General features: G+C 51.3%; 14 protein-coding genes. 12 read left to right on the top strand and 2 right to left on the bottom strand.

Annotated features, from left to right (window positions below; all coding sequences use genetic code 11):
• Window positions 1–17 precede the first annotated feature (17 nt).
• Genes KI811_RS15800 through KI811_RS15785 form a run of 4 tightly spaced genes read left to right on the top strand, consistent with a single transcriptional unit; the run spans window position 18 to window position 2,204 of the window.
• Complete coding sequence (locus tag KI811_RS15800; RefSeq protein WP_214187440.1) at window positions 18–872, top strand: GerMN domain-containing protein; 855 nt, start codon at window positions 18–20, stop codon at window positions 870–872.
• Between the two features lie 22 nt (window positions 873–894).
• Window positions 895–1,326 carry a cytochrome c gene (locus KI811_RS15795; RefSeq protein WP_214187439.1) on the top strand — a complete coding sequence of 144 codons (432 nt, stop codon included), beginning with the start codon at window positions 895–897 and terminating at the stop codon, window positions 1,324–1,326.
• Window positions 1,327–1,360: 34 nt separating this feature from the next.
• Window positions 1,361–2,005, top strand: coding sequence for a YHS domain-containing protein (locus KI811_RS15790; RefSeq protein WP_214187438.1), 645 nt, complete (start codon window positions 1,361–1,363; stop codon window positions 2,003–2,005).
• Window positions 2,006–2,024: 19 nt separating this feature from the next.
• Complete coding sequence (locus KI811_RS15785) at window positions 2,025–2,204, top strand: SAP domain-containing protein (RefSeq protein WP_214187437.1); 180 nt, start codon at window positions 2,025–2,027, stop codon at window positions 2,202–2,204.
• Window positions 2,205–2,221: 17 nt separating this feature from the next.
• Here KI811_RS15785 and KI811_RS15780 read toward each other — a convergent pair whose 3' ends face one another.
• Together KI811_RS15780 and KI811_RS15775 are read right to left on the bottom strand one after the other, a co-directional pair.
• The gene (locus KI811_RS15780) at window positions 2,222–2,503 is read right to left on the bottom strand and encodes an integration host factor subunit alpha (protein WP_214187436.1); all 282 of its coding nucleotides are present in this window, start codon (window positions 2,501–2,503) and stop codon (window positions 2,222–2,224) included.
• 143 nt (window positions 2,504–2,646) lie between these two features.
• Window positions 2,647–3,993, bottom strand: coding sequence for a tyrosine-type recombinase/integrase (locus tag KI811_RS15775; RefSeq protein WP_214187435.1), 1,347 nt, complete (start codon window positions 3,991–3,993; stop codon window positions 2,647–2,649).
• Window positions 3,994–4,468: 475 nt separating this feature from the next.
• On the opposite strand from KI811_RS15775, the gene KI811_RS15770 reads away from it, so the two are divergent.
• The 8 genes from KI811_RS15770 to KI811_RS15735 form a co-directional block, all read left to right on the top strand.
• On the top strand, window positions 4,469–5,251 hold the full coding sequence (locus KI811_RS15770) for a type IV toxin-antitoxin system AbiEi family antitoxin (RefSeq protein ID WP_214187434.1): 783 nt from the start codon (window positions 4,469–4,471) through the stop codon (window positions 5,249–5,251).
• 46 nt (window positions 5,252–5,297) lie between these two features.
• Window positions 5,298–7,760, top strand: coding sequence for a type I restriction-modification system subunit M (locus KI811_RS15765; protein WP_214187433.1), 2,463 nt, complete (start codon window positions 5,298–5,300; stop codon window positions 7,758–7,760).
• Complete coding sequence (locus KI811_RS15760) at window positions 7,753–9,093, top strand: restriction endonuclease subunit S (protein ID WP_214187432.1); 1,341 nt, start codon at window positions 7,753–7,755, stop codon at window positions 9,091–9,093. The genes KI811_RS15765 and KI811_RS15760 overlap by 8 nt, the downstream gene beginning before the upstream one ends.
• A complete protein-coding gene (locus tag KI811_RS15755; RefSeq protein WP_214187431.1) occupies window positions 9,090–11,225 on the top strand; it encodes a GmrSD restriction endonuclease domain-containing protein in 2,136 nt (711 codons plus the stop codon). The genes KI811_RS15760 and KI811_RS15755 overlap by 4 nt, the downstream gene beginning before the upstream one ends.
• A 25-nt stretch (window positions 11,226–11,250) precedes the next feature.
• Window positions 11,251–17,520 (top strand): AVAST type 3 anti-phage nuclease/ATPase Avs3a, encoded by a 6,270-nt coding sequence (avs3a, locus tag KI811_RS15750; RefSeq protein ID WP_214187430.1) that lies wholly within the window; start codon window positions 11,251–11,253, stop codon window positions 17,518–17,520.
• Window positions 17,510–18,235, top strand: a complete 726-nt coding sequence (gene avs3b, locus KI811_RS15745) for an AVAST type 3 anti-phage protein Avs3b (protein ID WP_214187429.1) — start codon at window positions 17,510–17,512, stop codon at window positions 18,233–18,235. Before avs3a ends, avs3b begins: the two co-directional genes overlap by 11 nt.
• A complete protein-coding gene (locus tag KI811_RS15740) occupies window positions 18,232–19,776 on the top strand; it encodes a Fic family protein (protein WP_214187428.1) in 1,545 nt (514 codons plus the stop codon). The genes avs3b and KI811_RS15740 overlap by 4 nt, the downstream gene beginning before the upstream one ends.
• Window positions 19,773–22,960, top strand: a 3,188-nt coding sequence (locus tag KI811_RS15735) for a type I restriction endonuclease subunit R (protein WP_214187427.1), incomplete at its 3' end; no start/stop codon positions are given. The genes KI811_RS15740 and KI811_RS15735, both read left to right, overlap by 4 nt.

The following is a 22,960-nucleotide window of genomic DNA, read 5'->3' as shown; positions in this document are numbered from 1 at the left end:
GTCGTTCGGGGGCAAGAATGAAACGTCTCGTTGTATTATTGATAATGGTTTTTGTGGTAGCGCTTGCTGGTTGCGACAAGGGTAAGCAATCAACTGCACCGACTCAGCTTGGCAAAGTAGTGACCACCGCTGCCTATGAAAAATATTTTGGTGCTGCGCCGCCTGTAGACAAAGGCACTGCATATGCTTTTGTGATCTATTTCCCGTCGAGCAAAGAAATGGGAAAGGTGGTTCCATTTCCTTTTTTCACCTTTGACGAAGGAAGCCTAAAAAAAGTAGCGGTGGAGCGCCTGCTTAGTGGCATGGACATTGGCAGTTATCAGGGAGAATTCCTTTCTGTCGCGAGCGGGACTCGACTGTTATCTTTAAAAGATGATCAAGGGATCGTCACCCTGAGCTTCAGTAAAGAGTTGAATGCGGCAAATTCTGATGACTTTGCTCGTGCTTTAAACTTGACCTTGCATCAGTTCAAGGGAGTCAAAGATATCCGGTTCCAGGTTGATGGGAAGGATGTGCCATTAACCGCGTCGGCAAATGGCTCCGAGGATGGCACAGTTCAGCAGCCAACACCGCCTCGTCTGCTGAGTGTCACTGCCATGCGTGACAAAGGCGCCAGCAATGTTGAGGATGTGAATGTATTCTTCGACCGTCCGGTTGACGTGAAGGAGTTGAAGCTGTTCTCCAAAGACGGCAAGCCTTATGAAGGGGACATCTACCATTCCGTGTTCGACATGGCGGCAGTCTTGAAACCAAAGGACTCATCCCATTTCAAAGAGCGACTGCCGATACGGGTACACTGGAAAGTAGTTGACAAACTTGGCAGGCAAGCTGAGGGTGATAATGTCTGGTTATTGGAAGTGAAGGAGCATTGATAATAATGTCGGGGGATACTCAATGAAAAACAGGTACGTTGCTGCGGCAACAATGCTTGTGGCAGGTCTGGTCTATTCCGGTGTTGCTTCTGCCCATGGCACGGAAAAGCATGATAAACATGCAGCTGATGAGCAGATGAAAAGGTTGCATGCAATAATGCCAATGTTTTCCCTTGTGGTGGCAGACCTTGAAAATGCTATTGAAAAGGGTGATGCGGCAGCAGTGGAACTTCAAGCAGGAAAGATGCTGCGGGCAATCCCTGATTTGAAGAAGTCAAGGCCGCATAAAAATGTCAAGCAGCACAAAAAATTTGTGGAGTTAGCCGAATCTTTGGAGTTGACCTTAATATCGACTCGGTTAATGGCGGGAAAGGGAGACTTTAACGGTGCAAGAAAGGCATTCAAAAAGGTTGAGGAAGTCTGTGCAGCTTGTCATGTAAAATTCAGGGATTAGTTGTTTCTTTAGCCGCTGAGGAAGGAGAATTGCCATGGAGCCAAGAATCTCCCTGACGGAAAGGATTCGCAACCGTTTCGAACTGCATCAACGAGAGATAGCTGATAACCAGCGCCAGTTGGATGAAAAAATGAAGGAAATGCTGGATCAGAGGGAACGTTATGCAGCAGTGGCCAAGAACGCTATTGAATCCGTTGTAAAGCCACGCATGAAGGAGTTGGCGACGAACTTTGAAAATGCTCAGGTTGAGATGCTGGTTACCGACATGGAATGCATCTGCGCCTGCGAATTTGCCCATACCCCCCGGTTCCCGGCAACAGTGAGACTTGCAATTGCATTGTCAGCAGGAGAAACAGAAAACATCACTGCCCGCTATGACCTCAGTATCTTCCCAATTCTGATGGATTTTACTCGGAATACTGAAGACACCTTCCAGATTTCAGGCAATGACGATGCACTGTCTGGATGGGTTGAGGACAGAATTCTCGATTTCATCGACACTTATTTCCGCCTGGAAACTCATCCTATGTACCAGAAAGACAACACGGTCGTGGATATCGTCTGTGGTATGCGCATCCCGTCAATAGCGGCAACGAGTACTGTCGAGCGGCATGGCCGCATATTCTACTTTTGTTCCGAACACTGCAAAGAGGCGTTTGTTAAAAGAAAGACCGAATAACCAAGGGAGAAACACGAAGATGAATCTGACCGACATCAAGAAAATAGCCGTTCAGCACGGACTGAGTACAACCAAATTGAAAAAAGTTGAGATCGTCAGGGCAATTCAGGCAGAAGAGGGCAATACTCCCTGCTTTGACACCGGCTTAGCATCGGAATGTGGGCAAACAAACTGTCTTTGGCGGGACGATTGCAAATAATCTGTGGTGTGGCAACATTATTTTATTTCATTTAAAGACTGTTTGAGGATCGTACTTGGTTTGAACGAAAGGATTTGACGGGCTTCTATAACAATAGACTTCCCGGTTTGAGGATTTCTCCCTTTACGTTCACGTTTTTGCCTCACATCGAACTTCCCAAAACCAGATATCTTAATCTCTTCGCCAGCTTCAAGCGTGGATTTTATTATATTGAAGACAGCTTCAACCATATCAAAAGAGACTTTTTTTGTTATCCCGCATCCTTCTGATACGCGCTCAACAATATCAGCCTTAGTCATTTCACTTTCCTATCCTTTTCAAAAATTAGGAATAATCTGTTGTGCCCCCTCCCCCGGTCTGAGGGGAGAGGCAGGGGGGAGCAAATTGAAACAATACCTCATCTAAAGTTAGGCTTGAACCGAAAAGTAGGTTAGAAAATATTTCATCCATCGGACTGCTTTGCTGCCAGTATTTCATGAAGGAGGACCTCCCATTTTTGCAGGGCATCCTTTTTCTCTTCATCATAGCGATATTTGTTGTATACCCCAACAATACCTGGCTTGATGTGATTAATAACCTCTTCACCAACTTCATCTGAAATACCTACCCGAGCCATATTTGTTCGCGCAGTTCGTCGAAGATCATGCGGTGACCATGGTTTCATTCCAAAATAGGGCTCTTTACGCGCTTTGATCTTTCTATTCCCAACAACTTTCACGACATTGTCGTCCAAATAGCCTCGATTTATTGCTTGTGAAAGAGCGTTTTCGGAAATATGTCCTCTTTTGCCCCTCACAGACGAGAAAATATGTCCTTTTCCGTCTCCAATCAACTCCAGTGCAGTATTGGTCAGGTAGACTCTGTGTTCACGCTCATTCTTTCCCGCGACCTCGGCAGGGATCGTCCACCATCTGTTCTTGATTTGATCTCGATGAAGTTGTGCTACTTCACCAGGACGTTGAGCAGTTACAAGAATTAATTTCAAAGCTCTTTTGACTTCTTTGGAGCTTGAGGAGTTGCTGATCTCTGCCCACGCTTTCACAATCTCGTCGTCATCGAGATGTCGATCATCAGTTTTGGGGGCGATCTTAGGGACAGATGCTGTGATCTCTTGGAAAGGTTGAATCTCTGCCCACTCCTGCCGGCAGGCATATTTGTACATCTGTCTGCCAAATTTCATAACGTTTCGAGCAGATCCAGGGACCTTGGATGCAATTTGTTCGATGAGAGAAACAGCATGCTTGTGTCGGACTGTGGAAATTTCCATTTTGCCAATGCCGGGAATGATGTGAGTCTTGAAAGCGCTGAGGATCGTCTCACGCCATCGTTCTGAATGGTTCTCCTTCGAGTATTTGATATACCATACCGCAGCAAGCTGCTCGACGGTTATCGGGGTGTAACCTTCGGGGATTTCATCCGCGATGAGGGATTCGAAGGAGTCTCTTTCCAGTTTTACGGCAGCAAGGGCTGCAACTTCAGCTTGAAGTTTAGCCTCATTTGCCAATCGAGATTGTTCCTCAATGGCGGCTCTTTTTTCCTCACGTGGATCAATGCCGTTCTTGACGAGTTTATATGCGTCGTTGTAAGCTATTCGGGCATCTCCCAAGGACATGGCCGGATAATTGCCGAGCAGCAGGTACCCCTTCTGCTTGTTCAGTTCAAAGATATACATAAATGTCTTTGTTCCCGATGGCAGTACCTGGATCGCGAATCCTCGACCCTCTCTTACGACATATTTTTTATCTTGAGGTTTGAGAGAGGTGAGGTAACGGTCGGTAAATTGTTTCATCGTTTTCCCCATTTTCTTTGCATCCGTTTTGCATCCTTTTTGAGTGTCGCTTGACCCCTTTGCATCCGTTTTGCATCCGTTTTATGGTTGGCAAACAGGGAGGCAAACTGAAACATCTGGAAATAGAAAATAGGGTAAAATATGAAATATGTCAATGATATACAATTGAATGATGATAAAAACAGTAACATTTTGAAAGACGCTGAAACACCAAAATGTCAGCTTCCCAAGCTGAAGGTCGCGGGTTCGAATCCCGTTTCCCGCTCCAAAAAATCAAGGACTTAGGCGCTTAGCTTAAGTCCTTTTTGTTTTTGCATACCACTTTACATACCACTTTTTTGTGGTACCGTTCCTTTAATACCACTCCCGGTCTCGAGCCTCTTTTTTGCATAGAAATTTCAATTAGAAACACGTCAAGCCGTAAAAACAACTGGCAATGTTGCTTTTAATGTTTATTTGGCGTATCTAAGAGAACATGCTTGTCTCTCACTACATAGATGATCTGCTCGCCCAGGGAATCTACTGTTTCTCCGGTGTTGAGGCTGCTGCGGCGCTTGGGTCCGGTGTCATTGCCACCCGCGCTGCCTTGCGTCGGCTGCGACATAAAGGGAAGATCGCCATGCCGCTCCGGGGGTTCTATGTAATTGTTACCCCGGAATATAGAAAGCTGGGGTGTCTACCGGCCAATCACTTTATACCGGCGTTGATGACCCACCTTGAAGAGCCCTATTACGCAGGACTCCTTACTGCTGCCGAGCATCACGGTGCTGCCCACCATCATCCCCAGACTTTCCAGGTGGTGGTTCAGCGTTCTCGCCCCGGGATTACCTGCGGCGGCGTGAGGATCGATTTCATTGTCCGGAAGAATGTTGCTGCCATGCCTACCATGGACTTCAAAACAGATCGTGGCTACCTGAAGGTCTCGACGCCGGAGGTCACTGCCTTTGATTTGGCCGGCTATCCACACCATGCAGGTGGGCTTGACAATACCGCCACTGTTCTGACCGAACTGGCGGAATCACTTGACGCCATGAAGCTGGTGGCCATTGCCGAGCTATCTCCTGTTGCATGGTCACAACGTCTCGGGTACTTGCTTGAGGTGATTGGGGAATCAGCACTGGCCGAAGGCCTTGCCGAATATATCAATACCCGAAAACCGGTTCCTGTTCCGCTTTCTTCATCGCAACCGCACAAAGGGGTCCGACAGGTAGTCCGTTGGAGACTCCTGCCGAATGATACTGTGGAGCCGGAACTATGATCCTACTCGACTACATTGCCGTCTGGCGACTGGAGAAACTCCTCTGATGCCCAAACTCACCCTCAGTCAGCTTTCCAGCCTCTTGTTCCGCGCCTGTGACGACCTGCGCGGCAACATGGATGCCTCCGAATACAAGGAATACATCTTCGGCATGCTCTTCCTGAAGCGCCTCTCCGACCTGTTCGACCAGGAGAAGGAACAACTCGCCCAGGAGTTAAAGGCCAAGGGGATGGCAGATGCCGTCATCGCTTCCCAACTTGCCAACTCGGACAAGTACACTTTCTTTGTGCCTGAGGAAGCCCACTGGTCGAAGATCCGCCACCTGAAGACCAATGTCGGCACGGCCCTCAACAAGGCGCTTGAAGCGCTAGAGGATGCCAATGTCGATGCCCTCCAGGACGTGCTCAAGGGGATCAACTTCAACAAGAAGATCGGCCAGCGTTCCCTCGATGACGACACCTTGGCCAACTTCATCCAGAACTTTGAGAAGATCCCGCTGCGGGACGAGAATTTCGAGTTTCCCGACCTGCTTGGGGCGGCCTACGAATACCTGATCAAGTATTTCGCCGACTCCGCCGGAAAGAAGGCTGGGGAGTTCTACACCCCGGCCGATGTGGTGCGTACCCTTGTGGAGATCGTCGATCCCCAGCCGGGCATGAGCGTCTACGACCCCACCTGCGGCTCCGGCGGCATGCTGATCCAGACCCGCGACTACGTCCGCGAGTGCGGCGGCGACCCCCGCGACCTGACCCTGGCCGGGCAGGAGAGCATCGGCACCACTTGGTCTATCTGCAAGATGAACATGCTCCTCCACGGCATCGAACACGCCGACATCCGCCAGGAGGATACGCTGCGCCGGCCGCAGCACAAGGCCGAAAGCGGCGAGCTGGCCCGTTTCGACCGGGTACTTGCCAATCCTCCCTTTTCCCAGAATTACATAAGGAAGGATATCGACTACCCCGGCCGCTTCGCCGTCTGGATGCCTGAGAAGGGGAAGAAGGCCGACCTGATGTTTGTCCAGCACATGCTGTCAGTGCTCAAGGCCGACGGCAAGATGGCCACTGTCATGCCCCACGGCGTCCTCTTCCGCGGTGGAGAGGAGAAGGAGGCGCGTCGGCACTTCATTGACAAGGGATGGCTGGAGGCGATCATTGGTCTTCCAGCCGGACTCTTCTACGGTACCGGCATCCCCGCCTGTGTGCTGGTGCTGAACAAACAGGACGCAGCCAATCGCGATCATGTCTTTTTCATCAACGCCGACCGGGAATACCGTGAGGGGAAGGCACAGAACTTCCTGCGTCCCGAGGATATCGCCAAGATCGTCCATGTCTATCGCGAACAGAAGGACGTGCCCGGCTATGCCCGATTGGTGCCAAAAGACGAGATCAAAGCCGAGGAGTACAACTGCAACATTCGTCGTTACGTGGACAACGCCCCGCCACCAGAGCCCCACGACGTGCGCGCACACTTGCACGGCGGCGTGCCGGTGGCGGAGATCGAGGCCCTTTCCCGGTACTGGGAAAACTACCCCGGCCTGCGGGAACGTTGCTTTGTTCCCCGGAGCGACGACAGTACCTATGCCGGCTTCGCCCCCGCTGTCACCGACCGCCGTGCCCTGTCAGAGCTGGTCAAATTCGCCCCTGGCGTGGTTGCGGCCCACGGTCGCATTCTGGAGACCCTGGGCGACTGGTGGACCAATAATCAGCCGCTGATCGATAAAATAGCCTTCAGGAACGGCCAGAAGGGGAACATTTACGAGTTGCGTAGCGGACTGCTAGCTTCCATTACTGATGCCTTCTCAGTGCAGAGCCTCTTGAATGACTACCAGATCCGCGGCGCCTTCGCCCGGTATGTGGACGACCTGAAGGCCGACCTCAAATCCATCGCTGCCAGTGGCTGGGGGGCGGAGCTAATCCCCGACGCCGACATCCTGGAGAGCCAGTTCCCTGAGATCCTGGCGGACATGGAGCAAAAACGGCTGCGGCTGGCAGAGCTTGCCGCCCTGTTTGCCGCTGCCGATGAGGAGGATTACGAGGACAGCGACGACACCGGAGTGCTTCCTGCCGATGATGTCAAGGCACTCAAGGCCGAACTGAAGGAGACCAAGGCCCAGGGTAAGCTTGCCAAGAAGGAAAACCGTGACGCCAAAGTATTCCTTGCCCGTGCCGGGGAGATCGAGGAACGACTTGCCCGCCACAAGGCGCTGGAGGACAAGGCAAAGCAGTTGAAGGCCGAGTTGCGGGCCACGGAGAAGAAGCAGGAGGAGTTGGTTGCTGCTGCCCGGGATAAGATCAGCTCAGAGGAGGCCAAGGCGGTGATCCTCGACCGCTTGCGCCGGTTGCTGGTGCAAACCTACGAAGGGTATCTACGGGCAGACCAGCGGGCATGCCTGGCGGCGCTGGAGAACCTGCACCGGAAGTATGCCGTGACGACCGGGGAGATCGAGGCACGGCGGAATGCCGCGGCGGCGAAGCTGAAGGGGTTTTTGGTGGAGTTGGGGTATGAGTGATTCGTTACCTGCGGGATGGGTGAAAGAGCCTTTGTGTGTGTTCGCATCAACCGAACCCAATTCCTTTGTGGATGGGCCATTTGGGTCTGACCTTAAGGTTTCGGATTATACAGAAGATGGTATTCGAATCCTCCAACTCCAAAACTTAGGAGATGGGCACTTTATCAATGAAAACGTGAAATACACTTCGAAACTAAAAGCGGCTTCTCTCTCCCGATGCTTGGTAAAACCAGGTGATTTACTCATTGCCAAAATGGCAGACCCTTTGGCGCGTGCGTGTATTGTACCCGATAATGTCGAGCAGGGCCTCATTGTTGCTGATTTGATAAAACTTCGACTGGATAGGCGGCACGATTCGACTTTTATAGCAGCTTCAATAAACGGAGCCGAATTTCGACGTGAGGCTGAGCGTTTATCAACGGGTACAACACGAACTCGAATCTCCCTCTCGACACTCAAAAGAATTCATCTCAAGGCTCCTTCAGCCCCTGATGAACAAAAAAAAATTGGTGACATAATTCGGACCCTGGACGAAGCGATTGAGCAGACTGAGGCGCTGATTGCGAAGATGCAGCAGGTCAAGGCTGGTCTGATGCACGACCTTTTCATCCGCGGCGTCACCCCTGACGGCTGTCTCCGCCCTTCCCGCGAGCAGGCGCCCGATCTCTACAAAGAGTCGCCGCTTGGGTGGATTCCGAAGGAGTGGAATTGCCTGCCGGTCGATCAACTTCTGGCAAAGACTGCATGTCCAATGCGAAGCGGTCCATTTGGCAGTGCGTTGCTGAAGGATGAGCTGGTTGAAGAAGGTATCCCACTTCTTGGTATCGACAATATTTTCGTTGAACGATTTGCCCCCCGATTTCATCGATTCGTCACTGAACGGAAGTTTCAGGAACTAAGCAGGTACTCTGTTTTCCCGCGAGACGTCATTATTACGATTATGGGCACAGTTGGCAGATGCTGCGTGGTTCCCAATGGCATTACCAAGGCACTTTCATCCAAGCACATTTGGACGATGACGTTCGATACAGAACTAGTTATTCCTGAGCTTGTCTGTTGGCAGCTTAACCACGCACACTGGGTGAAAGATTGGTTTGCACGACACTCCCAAGGCGCAGTTATGGAGGCTATACAGTCATCCACCTTACGGACCCTTAGGCTGCCAATACCTCCAATTGAAGAACAAAAGAAAATTCTCGATCGTTATTTGAGTGCAAACCAGGTTGTTGAGAATGAAGAAAAAATTGTTTCTAAGCTCAGCCGACAAAAAAACGGCCTCATGCATGACTTGCTGAGTGGTCGGGTTCAAGCTAACCCAGGAGAAGCACAATGAAAGTTAACCAGATACTGGACAAAATTGACGAAAACCAGCTTTTTGTTCCTGCATTCCAACGCGAATACGTTTGGCGCCGTGACGATGCGAAATACCTCATCGCTTCTCTCATCAAGGACTACCCAACGGGGACTATGCTCACCTGGGAAACTAATAACCCTCCAGAGCTGAAAGGGAAGTGGAAGTACGATCCGAAGCAGGGGGCCGTGAAGCTAATTCTCGACGGCCAGCAGAGGATTACCACACTCTACATGCTCATTCGCGGAGAAATCCCCCCCTATTACAAGCCTGAAGAGATTACCCACGATACCCGCAACCTTTACGTGAACGTGGAAACTCTTGACCTTCAATACTTCAAAAAGCAGCTGATGGAGAATAATCCTCTTTGGGTGAATGTGACCGACATCTTCAAGAAGAAAGTCCGGTCAAAAGATGTGGTCAAGGCATTGCGGCAGAAAGAAACCGTCTCGGATGAACGTGATGACCTCATCGACGACAATTTCAAGGTTATTGAGGCGATTCCTGAACGTGATTTCCTGGAACAGTCGATCCCGGTTAAGGCTAGTATTAAGGAAGCAATCGACATTTTCTATATCGTCAACGCCAGCGGCGTTAACCTCACAGATGCCGAACTTGCCTTGGCGCAGATGTGCGGTTACTGGCCGAATGCCCGGGAATTGTTCAAGGCGAAACTCCTGGAACTTGAGAAGAATGGTTTCGTTTTCAAACTGGATTTTCTTGTCTTCGTGATGCTCGGATGCCTGCATAACGCCGGATCGGAGATGAAAAAACTGCACACTCCAGACAATCTGGAGCAGGCCAAGGCAGCATGGGAGCTTCTTGAGAAGGATGTTATCGATTATGTGATGAACATTCTAAAAACCCACGCTTATATCGATCATACCCAGGAGATCAATTCGGTTTTTGCCTTGGTACCAATAATTGTTTACACGTTTAATCGCTTCAGGAGCGGGACGAAGCATCTGACCCAAGATGAAATCAAGAAAATCATCAAATGGTTCTATTACTCCCAGATTCGGCAACGCTATATCAGTCAGACCCCTCAAAAACTGGATAAGGACGTGGGAATTGTCTCCAAGTCGTCGAATCCTTTTGACGATCTCCTGAACGTTATCAAGGTGGAACGACCTCTGGCAATCAGCAAGGATGAATTTGTCGGCGTTGATATTCGTCACCCCCTTTGGGCGTTAATGCGTTGGTATTTCAAGAGCAGGAATGCTGTTTGCTTTACCACTGGTCTGGGTATCAGAAAGAACATGGGTAAGAAGTTTGTCCTCGAATGGGATCACATCTTCCCCTATTCCATCCTGAAAGAGAACGGTTACGACATCAACAACCGCTTGAAATATTCGCTTGCCCAGGAAATTACCAATAGGGCTGTACTCACTCAGTTGGCAAACAGGTCAAAATCAAACATCGCGGCGGAAAATTACCTGGATGGGGTGGAAAAGAACCATCCTACCGCACTGAAATTACAATCGATCCCTCTAGATCGTGAATTATGGAAGCTGGAAAACTTTGAGGCGTTTTTGGCGGAACGCCGGCGTATGCTTGCTGATGAGCTAAATAACTTCCTTGATAAAATAACAAAGACGGAGGATACAGCGCTAGAGACTCCGATTGAGGAACTAATTGAGGAAGGTGAAAGCTCCGGTCTTGAATTTAAGTCCTCGCTCCGCTGGAATTATCAAGAATCGGTTGTTGATAAGAAATTGGAGCAAGTGATTATAAAATCGATTACCTCCTTCAGTAATTCTGAAGGAGGTACACTCCTAATCGGCGTGGATGATGAAGGAGAAATTCTTGGGCTAGAACATGACTTCAACTCTTTGAGCGGCAACTCTGATGAATTCGAACTCCATCTCCGAAATCTGCTGAATCAGCAGTTTGGAGCTGCATTCGCTGCGACAGGTATTGCCGCGAGCTTCCCGCAGATTGAAGATAGGGAAATCTGCCGGATCGATATCAAAAAGGGGGGTACCCCTCTGTATGTTCAGGAAACAGATAAAAACGGTGTTAAATCAGACAAGTTCTATGTCCGGAGTGGGAATTCATCCATTGCACTGCAGTTGAAGGAAGTGGCTGGCTATATTCGCGGGCGGTTTAGTTGAAGCTTATAATACTTAGGTAGAGATAATGGGTGAAAGTTCTAAAGTCAGATTCAGTAGGGATGGAGATCAGTTTCACTATCTGTGGGCTACCCGTCGTTGCCTGCGGCTTCTATCGCCCGCATCTGGCCTTGTTGCAATCACAATTGAAGGGCCTTCATCGGAGGAAATTGCATCTGGCGATTCTGTTGAGGCCGGCGAAGAACTGATTGACGTCGGCGAGTACTATGGTAGTCAGGATCTCGAGAAAGCGACCTTTGTCAGATATATTCAGCTAAAGCATTCAACCCAAAATCCTACCGAGGCATGGCCTCCCAGTGGCTTAGAAAAAACCATCCGTGGCTTTGCAAAGAGACACCTTGAACTCGAAAATCGCTTTGGGACTGGGAACCTAGGTAAACGATTTGAATTTTGCTTTATATCCAATCGTCCTATTAATTCTGATTTTATCGAGGCTATCGAGGATGCAGCTTCTATGGCAAGAAGCCGGCATCCTAACGAACTTAAAAAGCTTGAAAGGTTTACGTCACTAACAGGCTCGAAACTTTCAGCATTTTGCCAGCTTTTGAAATTTGAAGGCGGTCATGCAGCTTACTGGATCCAACGTAAAATATTAGCACTGGAAACCAAAGCATATCTTGCCGGAAATGATGTTGATGCTCCTATTCAGCTCAAGGAATTGGTGACTAGGAGAGCATTATCGGAAAGTGAAAATAATCCATCCATAACCAAAATTGATGTATTGAGAGTACTGGGAATAACCGAGGATTTGCTTTTCCCGGCCTCTTCTCGCATTGAATCTGCAGATAAATCTATACCTCGCATTCAAGAAGCCGAAATTATGGCCAATATAGTTGCGGCTCAGATACCGGTTATAGTGCATGCAGAGGGAGGCGTTGGGAAATCTGTTCTGTCACAAAGGATTAAGGACTACTTGCCTGCGAACTCGGTTACCGTAGTCTATGACTGCTTCGGCAACGGCGAATATAGGCGGGCGGGAAGTCCTAGGCATCGGCACAAGGATGCACTTGTTCAAATCGCCAATGAACTTGCTTCGCTTGGTCTCTGTGATCCATTGATTCCTTCGACTAATGCCGACAGCACGGACTATCTGCGCGCCTTTGCCCATCGCGTGAAGCAAAGTATTTCGGCAATCAAAGCCAAGAACACACAATCCCTTCTATGCATTGCCATCGATGCCGCCGACAATGCTGAGATGGCCTCAGAAGAGTTTGGCGGGGAACACTCATTTGCCCGCGACCTACTACGGGAACCAATACCTGACGGCTTGCGGTTGGTAGTTTTTTGCCGAACAGAAAGACAAAACCTGCTTGATCCCCCACCATCAGTTTTGCCTATCGAACTGAAGCCTTTTAACCGTGACGAGACAGCAACACTTCTTCGACAGACTTATCCTGATGCAGTTGAGTACGATGTTGATGAATTCCATCGTCTGACATCGCACAACCCTCGTGTTCAGGCTACTGCGTTGGAACAAGCTTGTCCTCTTCCTGAAATTCTTCGGTCTCTGGGACCGAATCCGACAACTGTAGATGCTACGATAGCCGCTCTGCTAGAGCACGCAATAGCTCAGATGCGCGATCGAGTGGGCCATGCGGAGCAATCGCAAATTGAGTCGATCTGTGCGGCCCTCGCGGTGTTACGGCCGCTCGTCCCCGTTACGGTTTTGGCTGCTGTCTCTGGAGTCCATGTTTCAGCGGTCAGGAGTTTCGCGCACGACCTTGGTCGCCCATTATTATTGATGGGTGATGCAATTCAGTTCAGGGATGAGCCCGTTGAAACATGGTTCCGCGAGCGATTTAAACCTGCTGCTCGACGGTTGTCCAACTTTGTTGATGCTTTACAGCCGCTTTCATCAACAAGCGCCTATGTAGCATCAACCCTTCCACAGCTGATGCTGGAAGCTGGCCAGCTAACCGAACTGGTCGAACTCGCTCTATCGTCGTCCTCTCTCCCAGCTAATCCAATCGAAAAGCGGGATGTGGAGATCCAACGGCTGCAATTTGCCCTCAAGGCAAGCCTTCGAGCAAGACGCTATGTCGATGCAACCAAACTCGCCCTCAAAGCCGGAGAGGAAACAGCCGGAGACGCCAGACAACAAAAACTTTTCCAAGACAATACCGACCTTGTTGCGGCACTCCTTGAACCAGAGCGGATTCAGGAAATTGTTTCGCGAAGGACGTTTGGTGGCGGATGGGTCGGTGCCCATCATGCCTACGAGGCAGGGCTTCTTTCTCATGTTAATGACTTCAGAGGTGATGCCCGCAGCCGCCTCCGTATGGCCTACGAATGGCTAAAAAATTGGAGTCAGTTACCAAAGGAAGAGCGAGAGCATGAACGCGTTGATGATGACGATATCGCCGAGATAGCGATCGCACAATTTAATCTGCATGGACCAAAGGCATGTGCTGCTGAACTTCGCCGATGGACACCAAGAGAGGTTTCCTTTAGAGCAGGACGAATTATTGCGAAACGACTGATCGACCACTGTCGATACGATGATCTAGATGAACTCGCCATCTACGCTACCAACAATCTTTGCCTTCTGCTAGCAATCACACTTGAACTACGGACAGTCCATAAAAATCCACCCAAAGGGGCTGTTGAACGAGCTCTGAAACTTGTTATCCATAAACGAGTAAGAGTTGAGATTATCCGTTTTGATCATCAAGAAACGGTGCTTCAAGCGATTACATCTCTTGTTGAGGCGGCACACTCGCACAGGATACGTGGGAATGACATTCTTGCGTCAGTCTTGACGCGATATTTACCAGACAAGCCCCCAATTGGCTTGGCTTCGCGATTTGGTGGACATCGACTTCCTTTCCTTCGTGCTTATGCGCTGAGAGCTGCATTACAGAAATGCAACCTTCAACCTGCAGATTTGGCTCATCCGGAACTTCGTAAACAGCTTGAAGACAAGAAAGGTCCGCATGATTCTCGCGGTGTTCAAGAGTTTAAGGAGAACGTCGGGGCTTTGCTCCCCTGGCACGTGCTTTGGGCGAAGAATCGTCTCACACCAATAGACTCTGCAGCCCTTGATACCGAAATAGCGGCTGTACTGAAGGAATCTGCCAGCGCAACGCGCATCAGCTATCGCGAAGATTCGTATACCTCGGATGAAATTGCGGAAATCTGGCTGGACATCTTGGTCGATAGCGGCATTTATAATGACGTTCAGTTGCAGGAATACATAAGCTGGGCAGACTCGCTCAAACGGCCACTTTATACTCCAACTTTGACAAGACTCTCTCGTCTGTGTGCCCAGTTAACTTCCTTTCAAAGCACGGCTTATGAATTCGCGCAACGAGCGTACGAGCGTACGAGGGATGCGAGAGAAGATGCCGAATCTAAAGCGCAGTCATATATTGCGCTTGCAAGGGCTATTGTAGGCGCGGACAAATCGGAAGCTGCTGAGTATTTTAAGAAAGCGGTAGAGGTTGCCAGCAAGATTGGAGATGAGATTCCCGACCGCTGGCAAGCATTATTGGATTTAGCAGACCGTGCCGCCGATCCCACCCGTCCTGTCCCGGAAACCGCTTATCGTTTGGCCAGATGTACAGAGGTAGCGGAAAACTACAATAGTGATCACTTTGAATGGAAGGGCACTATGACCGCTATTGCGGGGTTGTGTGCATCTTCGAGCCTAGCCATAATGAGCCGTTGGCGAGACAGGCATTTTGGGTGGTCAAAGCGCCTACTTCCGACAACGATTCACTATTTGCTCGAGCGAAGCGCCCTTGACCCAAAGGTTGTACCTGCAATGGTCGGGTTTAGGGTGGAGTGGGACTACTCTGACCTGGTAAGAAAGGCGTTAAATGCCTGTTCCTCTCATGGGGACAGAGAAGCTGTGTTGAATCATGTCCTTTGCTATGTGCGTCTGGAAAATCAAGATCCATCTGTATGGGAAGATCTCAAAGAAATAGCGGCAGCAAATCGACTCAGCATACCAGATGTCGATCAGATTATCCAATTTGCTAATCTCAAGAACAATTCTTACAAAAGGGAGCATTACACTGGCAATTGTGCTGTCCTAAATAAGGATAAAGATTGGGATGTGATATTTGATGGCCTAGACTTACACTCCTCGACTGGACTCTCTACTGCAAACGCTAGATTCAAGAGTTATCCCCCCCCTTACTTCCACGAAAGATTTTTTGAAGAATTGTTCCTCAGGGTGTCAGTCGGTAAAGAGCCCGAATTTATTGCCTCTTTTTCTGCATCAACTGAATTTGACCTTTACCATGTTCGCATTCTATTGGAGCAATTTCCCGAAAGATGGAAATCCCGCATGGCGATTAAATCAGCACTTGCGGACGCAGTCAAAAGAGTTTTAAGTCGGCATTGCATGGAGATAACGAAAAACCGGTACTATCAGCAGCTTCCCCTGCAAACCGCTTCAGTAATTTCAGGAATCTCGGAGCAGGACCTAATAGACGTTGTTCTGGATTCAATCGGTCAGGCTAGCGAAATCATTGGGTCTGGTCGACTTTTCACCCTTGTCGGTTTGCTGGCTGGCAAACTCTCGCATGACGAAGCCCTGGAAGCGTTGAAATTCGGCTTAGGTCTCTTCGATTCTATTCTTGATGAGGATGACGGAGACGGTCCATGGGCTGCTGCATTAATGCCACCAGACGACATTAATGCAGCTCTTGCTGGCTATATTTGGTCATCTTTGGCCGCACCCGAGTCAAGTCTTCGCTGGGAAGCTGCTCACGTTGTTCGGGGGCTTTGCGCACTCGGTGAGCAGGCGGTTTTAAGTCATCTAATCGAACTGACTCATGGCAAATCAGGCGGGCCGTTTGCAGATTCGCGTCTCCATTTTTATCATCTCCACGCGCGCCAATGGCTGTTAATTGCTCTATCCCGAGCGGCGTTGGACCATCCAGATACCATTACTCCCTGCGCTGATTTCCTCGTTCGCTGTGCACTGAAAGATGAGCGGCACGTTCTTGTCCGGCATTTTGCTGCAAAGGCCGCTCTTGCATTAGCCACTAGTGGAAACCTGCAGCTTGATGTTGGCGTGATTGACCAACTCAATGCCGTGAATAAACCTTCCTTGCCAGTAATTTCATCAAAGCGATATGAGCGACATAAACAGCATGTCCACCCAATGCACAGGGAGTCTGGGGCAAAGCGCTTCACCTTCGGATACGATATTAGTCGTTATTGGTTCGAGAATCTGGGCGATTGTTTCGGGATGAGCTCTTCGGAGATAGAGACTGAAGCAGAGAAGGTCATATGTGATGATTGGCGGCTTTTGGAGTATGGAAACTGGGATAAGGATGCTCGTGCGCGACGTGGCTATTTCGGTGACGGTGCTTCCAGCCATTCCCATGGGTCCTATCCACAGATGGATGACCTCAATTTCTACCTTTCTTATCACGCGTTGATGACTGTTGCCGGCAAATTACTTGAAACAGTCTCTATTCACCAGGAACCTGATGAGTTGGACGATGAGTTTAATGACTGGCTTAAATGGCACTTGCTTTCTCGGGCGGATGGCTTCTGGTTGGCAGATCGAAGAGACCCAACCCCTTTAGAATGGCCAGAATGGAAAAATGAGAAGCAAGAAGATATTTGGCGGTGGTCCGTATGCAAGACGGATTTTAACCGTGTTCTCAGCGTCGATGAAGATAGAATGACTCTCTGGGGGCGATGGACTTCAATGTCAGGTCGACGAGAGGAAAACGTGAATATCAGTAGTGCATTGGTTTCATCAGATCGATCCGCTTCGTTATTAAGGGCATTACAAACGGCCTCTAATCCCCACGACTATTGCATCCCTGCTGCTAATGATGATCGTATGGAATTTGATTCTATGGGTTTTCAGCTTAAAGGTTGGGTCAATAACCGTGATCATGATAGCAAGCTGGATCAATATGATCCTTGGGCGGGGGACATCAGGTATCCAACACTGAAACCAGCAAATTTTGTTTGCGAACTTCTTCAGATTCAATCGGACAGTGAATTCCGATCGTGGCATCTTCAATCAGAGGGTACCCGTAAAGAAGTGCTCTGGTCACAGGTATGGGGCAGTTGCCGTAGTAAGGACGATGACTCGGAAACAGAAAGTGGCAGGCGCCTTATTGCCTCATCTGCCTTTGTCCAAGAATTGCTTGGTAAATCGAACATGGACCTTATAGTTGAAGTCGAAATTGAACGGGATATGCGCCGCTATCGTTACGAGGGTTACAAAGATGACGGTCTTGGATACATACCTCCCTATACCAGAATCATAGTTTTGAAGGCTAACGGAGAATTACATGCACTCTGATGGTGTCTTAAAACTTGGAGAAAAAATAGTAGAGGAACTCGGTCTTGATCAGTCGGTGGATACACTTGGCCGCTGGATGGCCCATTACATTTCAGAGAAGATAGCTGATGTCGAATCTGCTACCGGAGAAGATCGTGAGAAGAAAATGTCCATTTGCGCGGACTCAATTTTGAACCTTTGGACTCATCGAAGCGAACTGCCGAGTGGTAAGCGACCATTTGAAGAGTTCGAATCTGTATTCAATGCACTCCAGAGTCTTGATCCAGATGATGCTACGCCACGATATTACCGTCAGATAAGATCTGCAGCAGAAGACGAGCATGATGAGTCTTCCGAAACTGCTGAATGGCTGAGGCTTGCCTCTGGAATTGATTACACAGCAAGAGCACTCATCCGTTATTGTTTGGCTGCGGCGGCAGAGGCGGCTGTCGATAAGAGCAAAGATTGGGTTGCCTTAGCAGATGTTGCCGGGAAGAATAACGACTTTGATGTTAGGGTTGTTATTAATCTCATTCAAGATGCAGAGACTTTGACGCCTAAAACATCAGCAGACATCAAACAGGATAAAATTAAGGATCTGATAAATAGATTAGAAGCATTTTCTGGCATGGCCAGCAAAATCAATTCTCATTTTTTGAGCATCTTACAAGCAAATGAGACAACCTCTGATTGCTTGAACAGTACTTGCATTGCTCAGCCAGAGGCCCCCCAATGACCAGCAAACTCCCAATAAACCTCACCGACCTCCTCCGTCAACGCACCGTCGAAGGCGAACGGATAGAGTATAAGGCGGGCTGGAACCCCGACCCGATCATCCGGACTCTGTGCGCCTTTGCCAACGACTTTGAAAACCTCGGTGGCGGCTATGTCGTCATTGGACAGGACTGCGACGCCTCAGGCCGGCCGATCTTTCCGCCAGTCGGGCTCCCCGACGATCAGTTGGACAGAATCCAGCAGGAACTGCTCGGTTACTGTAACCAGATCCAGCCTCCCTATTTTCCGATCCTGAGCGTCGAGGAGTACGTCGGGAAAAAACTGATAGTCCTCTGGGCGCCCGGCGGGCAGAATCGCCCTTACAAGGCACCGCAGGCCGTAACCGCGAAACACAAGACGCACCACTACTACATCCGCCGCTATGCCAGCACCATCGAGGCCAGGGGTGAAGACGAGCGTGAGTTGGTCAGTCTGGCCGCCACGGTCCCCTTTGACGACCGCTACAACCAAACCGCATCGCTGGCTGATCTCTCGCCGCGTCTGATCGAAGAATTCCTGCGCGAGGTGGGGAGCGCTCTCGCGGAAGAGGCCCACACCCTTTCAATTGAAGCACTCGGCCGGCAGATGAATATTGTCGTCGGCCCGTCAGAAGCACCTTTGCCGAAGAACGTCGGCCTCCTCTTCTTCAACGAAGAGCCGCACCAGTTCTTCCCCGCTACCCAGATCGACGTGGTTTGGTTCCCTGAAGGTCCGGAAGGAGATCGCTTCGACGAGAAAATCTTCCGGGGACCGCTTTCTCGCATGACCCGCGAGGTGCTCGGCTTCATCCAGCGCAACTACCTCAAGGAGACCGTCGTCAAGCACCCGGACCGGGCCGAGGCGGAACGCTTCTGGAACTTTCCATATGCTGCCGTTGAAGAGGCTGTGGTCAACGCTGTCTACCATCGTTCCTACCAGGAGCGGGAGCCTATCGAGGTGCGCATTACCCCGAACGACCTAGTGGTCTTGAGCTTCCCTGGCCCAGACCGTTCCATCCGGCTGGAAGACCTGCAAGCAGGCAAGGCGGTCAGTCGCCGTTACCGCAATCGCCGGATCGGGGAATTCCTCAAGGAGCTCGACCTAACCGAAGGACGTTCCACCGGGATTCCGAAGATCCTGAAGGTCATGAAGGAGAATGGGTCACCGATGCCTGAATTCGAAACGGATGATGATCGCACATCCTTCCTGATTCGCCTACCGGTACATGAAGGCGCTGCCAGGGAACTTGAGGGGGAAGTTACCCCACAAGTCGGCACCAAGTTGGCACTAAGTCGGCACCAAGTTGAGATCCTGCGTAATTGCTCTGAAAATAAAGCATTGACCGATCTTATGGTCGTTGTCGGACGATCAGACCGCACCAAGTTCAGGGACCAAGTTTTGAATCCCTTGCTTGAAGAAGGTCTCGTCGAAATGACCATTCCCGACAAACCTCGCAGCAGCAACCAGCGCTATCGACTGACCGACAAGGGGCGCCAACGGCTGAAAGACCTGGGGGAGGAATGAGCGAATACCTCCACGTCGAAAAACCGTTCCTCGATCAACTTGCCGCGCTTGGCTGGATGGTCATTGACCAGGGCCAGGGCTTCATCCCCTCCGACCCTACGGTCAGCCTGCGCACCACCTTCCGCGAATGGCTCCTCCCCGAGGTGTTCCGCAATACCGTACACGACATCAACCGCACCGCCGACGGCACCCCTTGGCTGACCGACCGCCAGCTCGATGACCTGGCCGCCCAGATCCTGCGCCAGCCGAACCGTACCCTACTGGAGGCCAATGAGGCAATCCAGTCGCTTTTCCTCAAGGCCCAGGTAGACCGCAACGAGCTCACCGGCGAGAGCGATCCGGTGGTGCAGCTCATCGATTTCGCCCATCCCGAACGAAACAGATTTCACGCCATCAACCAGTTCCGTATCGATACCCCCGGGGGTGTGAAAAGCTGCATCATCCCCGACATCGTCCTCTTCGTGAACGGCATCCCACTGGTGGTGATCGAGGCCAAGATCGGCGACGCCACCACGGCGAATCCGATGCACGCCGCCTTCGAGCAACTCCTCCGCTACCGCAACGGTCGCCCCGAAACGGCTGCCGCCGGGTTGCGGGAGGGAGAGCCGCGGATGTTCCACACGAACCTCCTGTTGATCCGTACCTGCGGCGAAAAGGCCGAATTCGGCACCATCACCTCGGGGCACGAGCACTTCTACGCCTGGAAAGATATATGTCGGGAGGAGCACCGCAGCTACACCCCTCCGCTGGGCATCGAACGGGAGCAGGAACTGCTGATCCAAGGTCTCCTTGCACCGGAGACGCTGCTGGAAGTGCTCCGCACCTGCACCGTCTTCATGGATACCGATTCGGGGAAGCGGGTCAAGGTGGTCTGTCGCTATCAGCAGTATCGCGCTGCCCGTCGGATCATCGAGCGGCTGCGCACCGGCAGGAGCCCGGAGGAACGTTCAGGTGTTGTCTGGCACACCCAAGGATCCGGCAAGTCGCTGACCATGGTGTTTGTGGCCCGGATGCTGCGGGCATCCCGTGGCCTTGCGGACTTAAAGATCCTGCTGGTCAACGATCGGATCGACCTGGAGGATCAGCTTGCCCGAACTGCGAAGCTCATCGGCGGGAAGGTGAACGTTATCGAGAGCACGGCCGAACTCCGCGCGCACCTTTCGACCGACGCCTCGGACATCAACATGGTGATGGTGCACAAGTTCATGGAGCGTCAGGAGTCGCTCCCCCCTATGGTAGCCGAGGCACTGGCCGCCTATAGCGCTCCGCCGTCCGGGGAAACCTTTGGCGTGGTCAATCCGTCTGAGCGCATCCTGCTGATGATCGATGAGGCCCACCGGACCCAGGGCTCAGACCTAGGGGAAAATCTCTTCGAGGCATTCCCCAACGCCACCCGGATCGCCTTCACCGGCACCCCGCTCATCACCGAGAAGCACGGCACCAAGCGGACGGTGAAGCGCTTCGGCGAGTACATCGACACCTACAAGCTGATGGACGCGGTGCACGATGGTGCGACGCTGCAGATCCTCTACGAGGGGCGTACGGCGGATACTGCTCTGAAGGACAAGCACGGCTTCGACACCAAGTTCGAGGATCTCTTCTGCGACCGGAGCGAAGAGGAACTTCTCGCCATCAAGAAGAAATACGGCGCCAGCGGCGACCTCCTCGAAGCCGAGCAGCGCATAGCCGCTATTGCCCGTGACCTGGTTGATCACTACGTCGACAACATCCTCCCTGAAGGCTTCAAGGCTCAAGTAGTCTGCCACTCCAAGCTGGCGGCCATCCGCTATCAAAAGGCGATCCGCGACGCTTTGGCCGAGCGCCTGGACAGGGAAAGGCTCAAGCCAAAGCCCGACATGGAGCTGATCCGCCGTATCGCCTTCCTGAAGACTGTGGTCGTCGTTTCCGCCGATGCCACCAACGAACTGGCCGCCATCACCGAGGCCCGCAAGGAGGCCAAGCGCTGGAACGCGGTGGAGAACTTCTGCAAGCCGTTCGGTTTGGACGACCCGGACAAGGATCTGACCGGCATCGCCTTTCTGATCGTCTGTGACATGCTCCTGACCGGCTTTGACGCGCCGGTGGAACAGGTGATGTACATCGACAAACGATTGTATGAACACAACCTGCTGCAGGCCATCGCCCGGGTGAACCGCGTGGCGCGCAACAAGCAGCGGGGCTTCATCGTCGATTACATCGGCCTTGCCAACCACCTGATGGAGGCGCTCAGCATCTATTCCGATGAGGACATTGAGGACATCCAGCAGGGATTGAAAAACCGTCTCACCGAGCTACCGATCCTGGAAGAACGCTACCAGCGTCTGGTGCAGCATTTTCAGGTGGCCGGCGTGGGGAAAATCGAAGCATTCGTTAAAGGTGAGCTGCCAACGCCAGAGGCCGATGTGGCCGTGGTACATGCGGCAGTCGGGGCAATGCAGGAGATTAAGCGCCGGGCTGACTTCGAGGTTTACCTGAAGAAGTTTCTTCAGAGCCTAAACCTGATCCTACCCCACACGGCAGGGCACACCTATCGCGGACCGGCGCGGCGCTTCGGCTATCTCCTCCGTATGGTCAAGGAGCGCTACAAGGACGATTCTCTTGATATTGCCGACGCCGGAGAGAAGGTGAAGGCGCTGATCAATGAGCACCTGATCGACCTGGGGATCAATCCAAAAATCCCACCCATCGAACTCCTGTCGGACGATTTTATCGCAAATGTCCAGAAGCACTCCCAGGGGAACCCGGAGGCCAAAGCGAGCGAGATGGAGCACGCGATCCGCAAACACTGCACGGTCCATTTCGACGAAGACCCGGCCTTCTACAAGCGGCTGAGCGAAAAGCTGGAGAAATTGATCCAGGAGCACAAGGACAACTGGGAGGTGCTGGTCCATGAGTACGAGCACCTGCGCAATGAAGCATTGGCGGGCCGGACCGAGACCATGGAGGGACTGACCAGAGAAGCGACTACCTTCTACGACTACGTTGTGCATCTCGCCTTCGAAAATGGCGAGGTGCCCGCCATGCACCGACAAAGGCTGAAGAAGCTGATGGCCTGCATCGTGGAGATGCTGCAAGGGACCATCGGCATTATCGATTTCTGGAAGAAGCCGTGTCAATGGGAACGTAAAAGTGTACCAGTTACGGGAATTGAAAAGTGTACCACTCCCTGGGAGAGAACTTCTCA

It is taken from the genome of Geobacter hydrogenophilus (genome assembly GCF_018501225.1).
Classification (GTDB): domain Bacteria; phylum Desulfobacterota; class Desulfuromonadia; order Geobacterales; family Geobacteraceae; genus Geobacter; species Geobacter hydrogenophilus.
The sequence above is the reverse complement of the archived record's forward strand: the minus strand, read 5'-3'. Positions and strand labels throughout refer to the sequence as shown.

Excerpts from the sequence above, each read along its gene's own strand:
- avs3a (WP_214187430.1), top strand. The coding sequence starts at position 11,251 with ATGGGTGAAAGTTCTAAAGTCAGATTCAGTAGGGATGGAGATCAGTTT.
- KI811_RS15795 (WP_214187439.1), top strand. The coding sequence starts at position 895 with ATGAAAAACAGGTACGTTGCTGCGGCAACAATGCTTGTGGCAGGTCTG.
- KI811_RS15760 (WP_214187432.1), top strand. The coding sequence starts at position 7,753 with ATGAGTGATTCGTTACCTGCGGGATGGGTGAAAGAGCCTTTGTGTGTG.
- KI811_RS15755 (WP_214187431.1), top strand. The coding sequence starts at position 9,090 with ATGAAAGTTAACCAGATACTGGACAAAATTGACGAAAACCAGCTTTTT.
- KI811_RS15740 (WP_214187428.1), top strand. The coding sequence starts at position 18,232 with ATGACCAGCAAACTCCCAATAAACCTCACCGACCTCCTCCGTCAACGC.
- KI811_RS15765 (WP_214187433.1), top strand. The coding sequence starts at position 5,298 with ATGCCCAAACTCACCCTCAGTCAGCTTTCCAGCCTCTTGTTCCGCGCC.
- avs3b (WP_214187429.1), top strand. The coding sequence starts at position 17,510 with ATGCACTCTGATGGTGTCTTAAAACTTGGAGAAAAAATAGTAGAGGAA.
- KI811_RS15770 (WP_214187434.1), top strand. The coding sequence starts at position 4,469 with ATGCTTGTCTCTCACTACATAGATGATCTGCTCGCCCAGGGAATCTAC.
- KI811_RS15785 (WP_214187437.1), top strand. The coding sequence starts at position 2,025 with ATGAATCTGACCGACATCAAGAAAATAGCCGTTCAGCACGGACTGAGT.
- KI811_RS15775 (WP_214187435.1), bottom strand. The coding sequence starts at position 3,993 with ATGAAACAATTTACCGACCGTTACCTCACCTCTCTCAAACCTCAAGAT.
- KI811_RS15800 (WP_214187440.1), top strand. The coding sequence starts at position 18 with ATGAAACGTCTCGTTGTATTATTGATAATGGTTTTTGTGGTAGCGCTT.
- KI811_RS15780 (WP_214187436.1), bottom strand. The coding sequence starts at position 2,503 with ATGACTAAGGCTGATATTGTTGAGCGCGTATCAGAAGGATGCGGGATA.
- KI811_RS15790 (WP_214187438.1), top strand. The coding sequence starts at position 1,361 with ATGGAGCCAAGAATCTCCCTGACGGAAAGGATTCGCAACCGTTTCGAA.